1 protein-coding gene is annotated in these 13,832 nt (G+C 60.0%); it reads left to right on the forward strand.

Going from position 1 to position 13,832, the window contains the following annotated elements; all coding sequences use genetic code 11:
• The first annotated feature begins 173 nt into the window (after nt 1-173).
• Nucleotides 174-13,790, forward strand: coding sequence for a carbohydrate-binding protein (locus F568_RS0109970; RefSeq protein WP_019018579.1), 13,617 nt, complete (start codon nt 174-176; stop codon nt 13,788-13,790).
• Nucleotides 13,791-13,832 lie beyond the last annotated feature (42 nt).

Here is a 13,832-nt window from a genome sequence, read left to right on the forward strand (position 1 = left end):
GCCTTGTTTGCATATCCGTTGGGGCTAGTTTCTCACTACGGCCAAATTTTATTGACGTTGTGTTTGGTGTGGGCGAGCCGGGTAAGAATTGGGCAAATAATGCTTGGTGACGCCTTTTAAAAGTTCTGTTTAGGCAGTGGTAAATAAAAGTATAAGAGACCAGGAGTCACATAATGTTCTCAATCTCCTTAGTGAATACGCAGACTGGGGTCCTTCTGGGTGGCATCAAAGAAGGAACATGGCTGGATACCAGTGCCTATGACAACGTTGCGTTTCGCGTAATACCTGATGCTGATAGCGGTATTGATCCGACATTGGTTTCCCGGGTGCGGTTAACGTTAACCGACGTTAATGGTACCGCATTGGCACAAACGGATAGTGAGGCCCCCTTCACTTTTTATGCGCCCTCGACCTGGGTCCATGGCGACGCTTCCCTGTTGATCGAGCCGCTGGATTCGACTGGAGAAGTCCTGGCCATCGGAAGCGAGCACATCGGCTTCATCGTCGCGGATGGGCCCGCAGCTGTTGATGCGCCGATGACTCCGCTGCGCTACCAAGCGGAAGATGCGGTACTGGCGGGTACTACGATCGCCACCGTGGGCGATCCCGACCCCAATGCCGTCGATGCCGACGCGGGTGCTTATGTCGATTACGGTGAGCCCAGCGGCGAAAGCGTGTCGTTTACGGTCGATATGCCCGAGGCCGGGACCTACGAGCTTAACCTACGCTATGCGCTGAGCCAGAATGCCGACGGTACCGATCGCAACCGCCCGCTACGGTTGGAAATCAATGATCAGCTCGTGGATCGCATGTTCGATCTACCGAGCACCACGGATTCTGCCGATCCCACGGATTTCACAATGTTCGGCGACAGAACGATACTGATAAACCTGCAGGCTGGTAGCAACACGATCACGCTCAGCTCCAACGGTGCCAGCGGTCCCAATATCGACTACCTGGAAGTTCGTCAGCCGGCTGCGGGTCATGTAGTGATCCAGGGTGAGGACATGCTCCTTTCGGCGGAGCCGGACTATACCAGCACCGGTAGCAGTACCAACCGGCCGATCACCACGGAGAACATTGTAGCGATCGGTGACACCTTCCGTGTTGGTGCCGAAGGGGCGAGCTATCTCGACTGGGCGTTTGGTAACGCTGAAGCCTATGCCGAGTTCAATTATCAGGCGCCGGCCGCCGGTACCTATTCCATGACCGTCACCTATGCCGGTGCCACCGACCGCCCTTTGGATCTGGTGAGAGTTGCAGACAGCGAGACCACGGCGATCGGGACATTCGGTTTTGCGGCGACCGCCGCGCCCGGCTATCTACCTGACGATCTCGGCGACCTGCCTTCCAACGTTAACGTTTCCGATGTGCCCTCCGGCTGGGAAGGGTGGAGCACCGAAACACTGACCTTCCATCTCGAAGCTGGCAATAATCTGCTCCGCCTGGGGGGACGTACCAACGGACCCAATATCGACAAGGTAGAAATGCTATTGGTCGATGCCGATCCGGTGGCACCCGGCGATATCGTACTCGATAACGCCAGTGTACTGGAGAATGCCGAAGGCGCTGCGGTCGGGCAATTGATTATCGCTGATAGCAACGATGCGACGCACACCTTTAGCGTCGACGACGAGCGCTTCGAGATAGATAGCAGTGGCATGTTGCGCTTGAAGGAAGGGACCAGCCTGGACTTCGAGGCAGAGCAGACCGTTACGGTAAGCGTTACGGCAACCGATGCCAACGAGCTCAGCGTGACGCGTAGCTTTTCAATTGCTGTAGGTGACGTGGCGGAGACTGCCGCGCCGGCTCCCGAGCCTACCGGACCGCAAGCGGTGATCTTTACCGAGGATGGCATCTCATCGTACACGACGACCCAGGACAATCCCGTAGGGCTGGGTTACGAAATCATCGATGAGGGTGCGGCGCTCTCGCTTAACGACAACCTATGGAAGCGGGTGGCGCTGCCACAAGCGTATGCGATTACCGAGAACACCCGCATCGAACTCGATCTGACCGTCGGCGAGAGTAGTCCGGAAATCGTTGCCATCGGATTCGACCTGAACGACAACGCATTCGACGGGGACCAGTCGCTTTACCAACTGGCCGGCACCCAGGGACAGGGCGCGATCATTGATCTGCGAGGCAGCGGTAGCGACAACGGTGACGGGACGCAGCATTTCGTCATTGACCTGGGCGCCCATGCCGGCGCCTCGATCGGCTCGCTGGTATTCATCAGCGATGATGACACTACGGCCATTCTTGGATCGGCGACGTTCTCCAACGTGCAACTTACCGAGGGTAGCGACGACGAGGTCGGTAACCATGCCCCGCGCGTCGTGGGCAGTGGCATTGCCGACCTGCAGCTCGACGAGGGGGCACTGCTCGAGGTCGACCTGCCATTCGTCGACGATGACGGAGACAGCCTGGCCTATACGTTCACCATCAGTCAGGAAGGCACAACTATCGATGGTTTCGATGGGCTGGCCATTCAGGACGGCGTGCTGAGCGGCAGTCTCAGTGGCCTCGAACCCGGCAATTATACCGTTATCATCACAGCCACGGACTCACAGTCTGCTTCTACCGAGGAAACCTTTCAACTTACCATCAATAACGTCAATGAAGCGCCGGTGGCCGATGATATTGCTCTTGAACCCTATTTCGGCGAGCAGGGTAGCTTCTTCGACGGGATCGAGTTGGCAAATTTCGCCCAATACTTCACCGATCCTGACGGTGACGCGCTGACCCTGAGTGTCGAGGGGCTACCGGCCGGGCTGAGCGTCGATGATGAAGGCGTGATAAGCGGTACCCCCAACGAGGCCGGCTCCTTCGAGGTCGTGATCCGCGCCACGGATACCGAAGGCCTCTCGAGCACGTTGGCAGTGCAATTCGACATCGACGGACCAGACATTGGCGATGTGGTGAGTGTCGAGGCTGAAGACTTCACCGGGCTGGGCGATGCCGACAACTACTATGCTACCGGCAACCCCGATGCCTCTGGTGACGAGATCATCCGACTGGGCAACAATGCGTCTACCCAAGTCACCACGCAACTGGCCGACAATGGTGTCGTGCCTGGCTGGTACACCGTGAGCGTCGTCGCCTTCGATGAAACCGATGGACAAGGCACGCTCTCGCTGCAAATCGGCGACACGCTGCTGCAGGCGCGCAATACCGCAACGAATACCCTGAGCGATACAGTCGTCCTCAATGATGAGTACGGCACATTCCTCAACACCTCGGCTCGTGGCAATGCCGGCCAGGCTGGCAACCTCAAGCAGATTGACTTCGAGACCGTGGTGTACATCGATGCGAATACGCTGGCCACCCTGACCGCCCAGGGGGAGTCCGGTGAGCTGATGCGCATCGACCGGCTACTCTTCACGCATAGCGAGGAGCCGATCAACGAGGCGCCAACCATCGGCGGACTGGAACCAGCCCTCATGATCGACGAGAACGTCAATGAGGTCTCTACAGTCACTCTTGCCGACGCCGAGAACGATCCACTGACCGTGACTCTCGAGGGGGCCGATGCCGCACTGTTCACCTTCGATCAGGCCAGCGGTGCGCTGGCGTTCGTGGTTGGCCCCGACGCGGAAAATCCCACCGACAGCAACGCCGACGGCATTTATGAGATCACTGTCTCGGTGAACGATGGCGAGAACGTTACCTCTCAAGATGTCGTGGTCAGCGTCGCTGATGCCAACGAAGTACTGGCCATCGAGCAGACAGCCTTCTCCGTCATGGAGGGGGCAAGCGTGGTGGGAGCCGTCCCCCTTGCCGATGAAGACGGTGGCACGACCGGTCTGGTGGCTCCCGCTTTCGCCATTACCGGCGGGGCCGATGCCTCCTTGTTCACTATCGATCCGGTCTCCGGCCAATTGGCCTTCGTGACCGCACCCGATTTCGAAGCTGCGGCCGATGCCGATGGCGACAATGTCTACGAGGTAGATGTGATGGCCAACGATGGTGAACTTTCCGGTGTACAGACATTGCAGGTCACTGTTCTGGATACGAACGAGGCAGTGTTCACGCCAATCGTATTACAGGCCGAGGATGGCATGCTGACCGTGCTCGACGGTGGTGAGAATAACACCGTGACGACAGTACGTGACTCCGACAATCCGGAAGACAACAACGCGTTACCCAACGGCTTGCGTCCGGACTTCTCCGGTACCGGGTATGTCGATTTCGGCGATACGGCAGGAGATGCGGTGACGTTCGATTTCACAGTCGCCGAGGCCGGTACCTACGACCTGAATATCCGCTATGCGAGCAATACTGGACGTCCGCTGGATCTGAACATCAACGGTGCGCATATCGCCGCGTTACCGTTTGCCAGCACCGATCCTGACGGTTCAGGCGAGGAAGAAGGTTTCAATCATTGGCTGTTCGAAACTGTGACTGTGACCCTCGAGGCGGGGAGCAATAGCCTTTCCTTGGCGATCCCTGACGGAGCGACCACCGGCCCGAATATTGACCGCATCGAAATCACGGCGGCAGGCAGTGGTCCCATCGGAACCGACATGTCCGCCGACATCGACGGCAACCTGACGCTGACCAGTGACGATGCGACCCTCGATCCGGCACAAGCGGCTTCGGCCGGCTTCATGGTTACCGGCCTGGACTCCGATATCGAGACGGTAGAGATCAGCTTCGATGGCGGCGCTACGCGCTCCCAGGTGACACCGGCAGCCGATGGGTCGTTTACGGTCGACATGAGCGGCTTCAGCGGAGCCATCGTCGCCACCGTCATTGTGACCGATGCTGTCGGCAACGAGGCCAGTGCTACCAGTGAAATGATCATTGGAGAGGCGCCGGCAGATATCGATCCGATCGTGATCCAGGCTGAGGATGCCACCCTGGTCGACATCAACGACACCGGGGTGCCTACCAGCGGCGACTACACGCGCGTCGTAGATGCCAATAATCCCGATGCTTTCGGCAACTATCGTGAGGGTGCCGAAGGCGATGCCTACGTCGACTTTGGCACCAACCCCGGCGATGAAGTGTCTTTCAACGTCGATGTCGAGGTGGCTGGTACATACACTGCTACGATCCGGTTTGCCAACGGCGGATCGGAGGCCCGTCCGCTTAATCTCAGCGTCAATGGTGGGGCTGCTACTGCGGTTGTTTTCCCGGCGGCACCTGACGATGGCGTTACCGATCCCTGGAATATTTGGAACGAACTGACCGTCGAGGTCGACCTGCAGGCTGGCGCTAACACGGTCTCGTTCGCCATTCCCTCGGTGGCCGAGGGTGGTGTTGATAATGGTCCCAATATCGACCAGATCGTTTTCGATTACGTTAACGAGGACGTCGAAGAGCCGCCGGTCGTAGAGCCTTTCTTGTTCGAGATCGAGGGTGAGGCGCTGACCATCGACGACACCGAGCCGACCCCGGACACCGTGGTTCGCGACGCCGACAACCCTGAAACCAACCAGGGCGCTGGCGCGGATGGTCTATGGGACGGCTTCAGCGGTACCGGTTACCTCGACATGGGGGGCGAAGCCGGTGATGCCGCGTTCTTCGATGTTACGGTCGAGGAGTCGGGCATCTATACGTTGACCGTCCGCTACGCCAATGGCGATGGCAACGGCGCCGACCGGCCCATGGATCTTCAGGTCGGCGGTGTCTCGCAGGGACAATTGACCTTCCCGAACACGGGCGCCGGCGATGCCGGCTGGCAAAACTGGACCGAGGTGACCTTTGACGTCCAGCTCGAGGCCGGCGCTAACACTGTCCGCCTGGAAAACGTGGGTAATGCCGGCCCCAACATCGACAAGCTAACGATCAGCCGGGACGGCACGGAACAGCCCGAAGAGCCACCGTTCGTCGAGCCGGGCGAGCGTTTCATGGTCAAGATCAACTTCCAACCGGAAGGCTTCGCGACCCCGGACGGTTACGTGGCCGACACCGGGCTGGCCTTTGGCGAACAGTTCGTGGAAGTCGGTGGCCAGACCTATCAGTGCGGCTGGGTCAGCGAGGCGTCTATCGCTGATGGCACCGAAAACGGCACCACGCCGATGGCGATAAACGACCAGACCAGCGTGGCCGTCAATGACCGCACCGACGAGATCGCAGGACTCGATCCGCGTCAGGGAACCTATGCGCACTTCGACCAGCCGGCGGCCGGCTACGAGCGTGCCGGCTGGGAGATCGAGCTGGAAGACGGTTACTACGAGGTAACCGTCTCCATCGGTGACACCTCGGGGCCCTACGACAGTCGTAACGTACTGAATGCCGAGGGGGAGCTTTTCAACGACCCGTTCACCCCGTTCCGGCCGGGCGACTTCCCGGCGGATAGCAATCCTGCCAACGACACCGAGGGATTCCGTTCCGACCTGGTCACTCGGGTCGTTCAGGTCACCGATGGGCGGCTGACCCTCGACTCCATTGGCCTGGACAACGAAAACACCGAAATCCAGTACATCGAAATCCAGGCACTACCCGACCTGACGCCGGACGATACGCGCGAAGCACCTGAGGACTACGCATTCTTCACCGATCCGCGTGCCATTGCCGGCGTGGGCGAGAACGAGGTTGAAGTCGACCTCGACCCTGCGGACGGTAGTGCACCCATCGGAGTCGATCCGACCTCGGACCTGTTCCTGGGCATCTCGGTGGTGGATGGCCGAGGCGGTGCCTTGCTTGAAAGTCTGGATAATGGCTCTATCCGCCTGTTCGAGACCGTGACTGGGCAAGAGGTGACGTTCAATGCCAATACCACGGGCGGCTTCGACTCGCTAACCATCTCGCCTACCGGTGACCTGAAGGAGTTCACCAGCTATACCCTGGTGATCGAAGGCTTCCAGGACCGCGGCGAGAACGATGACCTCAGTGCTCCGACCCGCGAGTTCCAGAAGTTCACCACCACGTTCGTCACCGGTGAAGCGCCTGAAGTCGTCGCGCGTGAAGTGGCTTTCAACGACGTGATCGAACTCAACGGCGCTGACGACAATGCTTTCGGCTTCACCTCGCTGGAGTTGTCGCCTGACGGCACGAAAATGTATGTCTCGACCATGGGAGGTCAGATCAAGCGCTATGACGTCGACCCCCAGACGGGCTCGCTCTCCAATGAGCAGACACTGACGCTGGACTATTTCCAGGGCGACGAGGCTGGGCCACGCGGTATCATCGGCCTGACCTTCGATCCCAACGATCCCAACGTACTGTGGGTAACGGACAATTATCCCATCCCGCTATCGGGGCGTGACAATGGCGTGCCTGATTTCAGTGGGCGCATCAGCAAGATTACCATCGACGAGGGTGACGCCTTCACGGCCACGGCCGAGACCTATGTCACCGGCCTGCCACGCTCCAATGGCGACCACGTGACCAACAGTCTCGAGTTCCGGGCCAACCCGGACTACGACGCCGTGACCAATCCGGACGTGCCCAGCCATATGCTCTATCTCGTGCAGGGCTCCAACTCGGCGATGGGCGAGCCGGACAGTGCCTGGGGCAACCGCCCCGAGCGTCTGCTGAACGCCACCGTGCTGGAGATAGACCCCACACGGGACGCGCCGGCAGGCGGTTTCAACGTCGCCACAGAACCGTTACCCGATGACGGTTTCAACCGCCGTTACACCGACGATGATGGCACCGACTTCAAGGCCGATCCTATCGCCATGGGCGACGGCAAGTTTCTGGTGTTTGCGGAGAATGGTACGGCCACCGTGGAAGACCAGAACGGTAACGTCATCGAGACGTTCTACGATCCGTTCGCCGAAGATGCCGTGGTCAAGATCTTCGCCACTGGGGTGCGCAATGCCTACGACCTGGTCTGGCACTCCAACGGTCAGCTCTATGTACCCACCAACGGGTCGGCAGCGGGCGGGAGTGTTCCCGACAATCCGGATACACCGGAGAACGAGCTGTACACCAACGTCGGTAAGCAGGACGACTATCTGTTCAAGGTCGAAGAGGGCGGCTACTACGGTCATCCCAATCCGCTGCGTGATGAGTACATCCTCAATGGGGGCAACCCGACGTCGGGCAGTGATCCGAACCAGGTCGGCGATTACCCGGCCGGCACCGATCCCGAAACGACTTACGATCTCGAGGGGGCCTACTCGCTGGGCGAGAACCGTTCTCCCAACGGGGCGACCGAGTACACCAGTGATGTGTTCGGTGGCAATCTCCAGGGCAACGTGCTGTTCACCGAATACTCCGGTGGCGACGACATTCGCAGCATTACCCTGGACGCCAACGGCAACATCGTCGGTGATGATGTGCTGCGTGACGTCAGCGGTAACGTCATAACGTACATCGATCCGCTGGACATCATCGAAAACCCGATCACTGGGCAGCTCTACCTTCTCACGTTGAACCGCAACAACGGGCAGAGCCAGCTCGTGCGCCTCGATCCGGCGCCGGGTGGTGTGATTACCGATCCGGGCGATCCCGGTGATCCAGGCGAGCCCTCTGATGATCTGGTGTCGCTGCTGGTCATTCAAGCTGAGGACGACACGCCCAGTGACGGCACCTCGGCGGTGATCGCCGAAGGCGGCGGGGCGGAAATCCAGATTCGCGATGCCGATAACCCCGAGTCTACTGGTGGTTTACCTAATGGGCTGCGTCCGGGCGCCTACGGCAACGACGGTAACACTGACAACACCGACGGCGTTCTGGGCGGTTATGCGGACTTCGGTGCCACCAATGCCGACTTCCTGACGTTCAACTTCGAGCTCAGTGGGGCCCAGGCCGGCGACTCGGTCTTGCGGGTACGCTATGCCAACGGGGGAACGGCGGATCGACCACTGGAAGTGTTCATTAACAACGTCAGTGTGGGCATCTTTGCCTTTGCACCGCCGACCGGCGTAACCGGCGACGATGCGTGGAGCGAGTGGCTGACGTTGGATATCCCGGCCGATCTGGTTTCCGGTCTGAACACGGTCCGCTTCCAGGCGACTGCCAGCACCGGGCCTAACATCGACCAACTGGAAATCCTCCAGAAACCGGAAGACACCACTCCGGGCTACGCCGAATACGAGGCGGAGAGTGCCGACCTCGACGGCGCAGTGGTGGTGACACCGAGTGAAGACGATCGCAATGCCTCGGGAGACGGCTTCGTCGACTTCGCTGGTAGCGGCGACCAGTCCATTACCTGGACCATCGACGTGGCCGAGTCTGGAACCTACGAGATCGCCTTCCGCTATGCCCTGGCGTCGAGTAAGGCGGACCGGCCGCTGGACCTGAGCATCAATGGCAGTGCTGTCGAGGTGGTCAACTTCCCCGGCCAGAGCAATGAGGCAGAAAACGATTGGTTCTTCCAGACCACCACGGTGACCCTGCAGGCCGGAAGCAACACCATCACGGTGACGGCGCCGGATGCCAACGGGCCAAACATCGACCTGTTGCGTATTGCGGACGCGCCGAGCGACAGCTTCGAGCCGACGTATGCCGATATCGATGGCAGTGGACGGATCGAACTTGAGAGCGGCGTATCAGCAAGGGCTGTCAACGACCGCACGGCTGATTTCTACTTCACCGTGGCAGCCGAGGGCGCCTATAAGCTCGACTTGGCGGCCAATACCGATGCCAGCAATGGTGGACAGTTGACCTTGCTGCTTAATGGGCAGCCCATCGATGAAATGACGTTCCCGGGCATTGGCGATGCCGGTGAAGAGTCGTCCTACGTCGAACTCATGGCGGGGGTGTCCTATCACCTGCGAGTCGTGTCTGAGGCGGACGGCGCGGACGATATCGATTACCTCGATATCTCCCCGGCCCCGGGCGACCCAGAGGCGGACATCGCGATCCAAAGCGGCGATGCGGCATATTTCTCCGACCGTTTGCATTTCAACTACCTGGAGAACAACAGCGCCTCAAATCCCGACCGCGACTATAAAGAGAGTGGCACGGTCGTCATCAGCAACACCGGCAGCAACGAGTTGTCGGTGATCGATGTCGACATCGACGGTCCGTTCGAGCTCGCCGACCCGGATATCTTCGATGGGCTGACCCTGGCGGCGGGAGAATCCATTGAAGTCGCGGTGTTGTTTGACCGTGACGCCTACACAGCGCCGACAACGGATGCCGGCGACGGCGTGTTCGAGGGCGTACTGCGCCTGGTAACCAACGATGCCGATACACCGGTTGCCGAGGTCCATCTGGCCGGTTTCTGGCAGGCGCGTGACGAAGGAGGCTGGGAGCCCAATGTCAACGAGGTGTGGGAGGTCTTCGGCTTTGGCAACCGCATCGATGGCCTGACCACGGTGGGCGGAGGCGAGAACTCGGTACTCAACGATTACGATCTCTATCGCCCGGTCAACGACGATGAAGTGTTGTCGCGCTACTGGACCATCGCAGAGGGCTATGAGGCGGCCAAGATTACTCAGCTGGCCGCATTCCACGGTAATGGTGGGGCCACACTGGGTATCCATAACCCTGAGAACAAGGGCCAGGACATCACGTTGTCCAACCATGCCGGTAACAACAACCAGTCGCTCCTGCCGATCACCAGCAGCGGACAGTTCGCCACGGCGACCTTTACCCGTGACCAGATTCCGAACAGCTGGATCGGCAACGACATGTTCGGCATCGAGGTGGCCGGTCTGTCCACCGATCCGTCGCTCAACCCCTCCGGCGGCGGTGACGTGCCCGACGATGCCGACGGCATCGAGCGTGGCTACACAGTGCGTATGTTCCAGGCGCTGGATGCCAACGGCAACGTGATTCCCAATACCTATCTGGGGATCATGGATTACACCGGCATCAACTACGACTACAACGACAACATGTTCGTCATCGAGGGTATTGCACCGGCCTCCGGCGGCGAGATTTCGGTGACGAACCTGGACGGTGTGCCGGCGGACGATCGCCTGGTGATGAGTCGCATCGAGAACCCTGCCAATAGCAGCCAGGAGGTACACGACGAGGTCACGTTCACCATCACCAATGACGGTTTCTCCAACCTGAATATCAGCCAGCTTGAGATCGCCGACCCCTCGCTGTTCGAGATCGTCGGTGATAGTAACGACCTGGTGGTCGCGCCGGGCGGCTCGCTTAACGTGACAGTGCGCTTCATCGGGCAGGATTCCAATGATGGCACTCTCTACGAGTCCTCACTGATCATCCATTCCAACGATGCCGACGAGGGGCAAAAGGTCATCCAATTGGCCGGCATCGCCCAAGGGCAATCGGAAAATGGCCAGGAGCCGACGGTTCAGGAAATCGTCAACGCTTTCGGGTTCTCGACCAACGTGGCCCAGGGAGAGATGAACCAGGGCGGCCTGGTGGAGGCCAACGGCGACGAGATCCTGTCGCCATACTTCCAGCGTGCCGATGGCGCGTCTCCGGTCAAGATCACCCAACTGGCGGCGTACCACACCCAGGGGGATATCGCCCGGCTGTTCATTCATGACGTCGACAGCCGCGATATCGACGAGATCCTGGCTCATGACGAGCAGGATGGGCAGACGCTGCTGCCGCGTACCCTTAACGGTGGAGATGCGTTGACAACCACCGCGCTCGATCGCGATACACCGTTCGGTTTCTTTGCGGAAATCAGCGGACGCCAGGGGTACATCTCCTGGTCCGATCCCGATGCCAACCTTTACGAGGACACCATCGACGAGATCGGTACGCCGGGCACCAACCTCAACTGGGACGAGAACGACGGGCACCTGATCCGCGTCTACGTCGCCAAGGATGCCGACGGCAACGCGATCCCCAACACTTACATCGTGATCCAGGATTACGCGGGGGTGAACTACGACTACAACGACAACATCTTCCTGGTCGAGAACGTTCAGACCTACGACCCGAGTGGCGCCGAGGACGCCGATGAAAACGGACGCGTCGACATCTACGACGACGCCGACGGTGACGGCGTACCCAACTTCCTCGATGGCGACATGCCGGAGGAGCCGGAAGCGCAGAGCGCCTACAACGCCAGCGAAACCCCGTGGGTGATCGACAGCGACGGACTAACGCTCCAGGCGGCCGATTATGACCAGGGCGGTCAGGGGGTGGCCTACAACGACAGTAGCGAGGCTCAACTGGGCAGCGGCTATCGCGGTGAAGGCGTCGACATCGTCGGCAACGGCACGGCCATTGGCTGGGTCGAGAATGGCGAATGGGTGGAATACACCATTAACGTTAGCCAAGCCGGGACCTATGAGCTGTCGTTCCTCTCGGCGCTAGGCTCGCAAGGAGGCAGTGCGCGGTCGATTACCGCATCGTTCGCGCAGAACGACGGTACGTATGCCACGGCCTCCCCGGTATCGGTCAACTACACCGGGGGCTGGAGTGCCTTCCAGCAGACAGACAGCGTGCAGGTCGAGCTCGAGGCCGGCGTTCAGGTCGTACGGCTAACCTTCAACGGCGGTTCGCAGGATCTAGCCTCGTTCGATCTCGTGCCGGTCGCCATCAATACTGCGCCGGTCGTCGATGCCGGCCTGGATGATCAGACGGCGACCGAGGACCAGGCCTTCTCATTCACCATTCCCGAGGATGCCTTTGCCGATGTCGATGGAGATGCACTGACCTATACCGCTAGTGGGCTCCCGTCCGGGTTATCGATGTCGGCGGTAGGCGTCATCACAGGCGTACCTACCGCTGCAGGCAGCTTCGACATTCTGGTAACCGCCTCCGATGGTGAGGCCAGTGCCGAGAGCAGCTTCACGCTGACCGTCGCCGGGGCACCCAATAACGACGCCCAGACGCCATTCAATGCAGCCGGTACGCCATGGGTGGTCGATGATGGCATCACCCTCGAGGCGACGGCTTTCGACGTCGGCGGCGAAGGTATCTCCTACAGCGATAACGAGGCAGCACAGCTGGGGGACGACTACCGCGAAGGAGGAGTAGATATCACCGGCAACGGCACGGCTATTGGCTGGGTCGATGATGGCGAGTGGGTGGAGTACACCATCAGTGTCGAGCAAGCGGGAACCTATAGCTTGTCGTTGCTGACGTCGACGCCCAACAACGGCCGCACCGTGACGGTGTCGGTGGAACAGGACGGAGCGTTTTACACCACCTCATCGCCGGTGGCGGTGCCAAACACCGGCTCGTGGACCAACTTTACGCCCACCGAGGCCGTTGAACTCGATCTGCAGGCCGGAGAGCAGGTGGTACGTCTGACCTTCAGTGGCGGCTCCATGGATGTTCAGTCTCTGACACTGACGCGCGAGGACAGCCAGACGCCGTTCAACGACACCGGCACGCCCTGGTTGGTCGACGCCGATGGGCTAGCGCTGGATGCTGTGTCATTCGACAGCGGCGAGGCGGGAGAGGCCTATTCGGACAGCGACAGTGTCCAGAGTGGCGTGACCTTCCGCGACGGTAGCGTGGATATTGCCGACGAGGGGGAGGCAATTGGCTGGATCGCGGATGGAGAGTGGGTGGAGTACACCATCAATGTCGAACAGGCGGGCACATACAACCTGTCGTTCGTGACGACCACGCCGCATAACGGACGCTCGATTACCGCGTCGGCGGAGCAGGATGGCACGTTCTATGCGCAATCTGCTCCGCTGGCCGTACCGAACTCCGGCAGTTGGGACAACTACGTCTCGACTGGTGCCGTGGAGCTCGATCTGCAGGCCGGAGAGCAGGTGCTACGCCTGACCTTCAACGGTGGGTCGATGGATCTGCAGTCGCTGCTTATCGAGCCACAGGAAACGTCTACGCAGCAGATGGCATCGCTTATGACGTTCGAGGGACTGATTGCCGAGGATGACGGTACGGCCGACAGCGCTGACGACGACATGCTGCCCATGAGTGATGACGTTGGTGTCGAGGGGGTCATTCAAGAAGAACAGGGGGACAGCCTGCTGTAAACCGTGACGTGGGCGGGGGCGGCAGTGCCCGCCCCCGCCCAC

It is taken from the genome of Modicisalibacter luteus DSM 23508 (assembly GCF_000378505.1).
GTDB lineage: Bacteria > Pseudomonadota > Gammaproteobacteria > Pseudomonadales > Halomonadaceae > Modicisalibacter > Modicisalibacter luteus.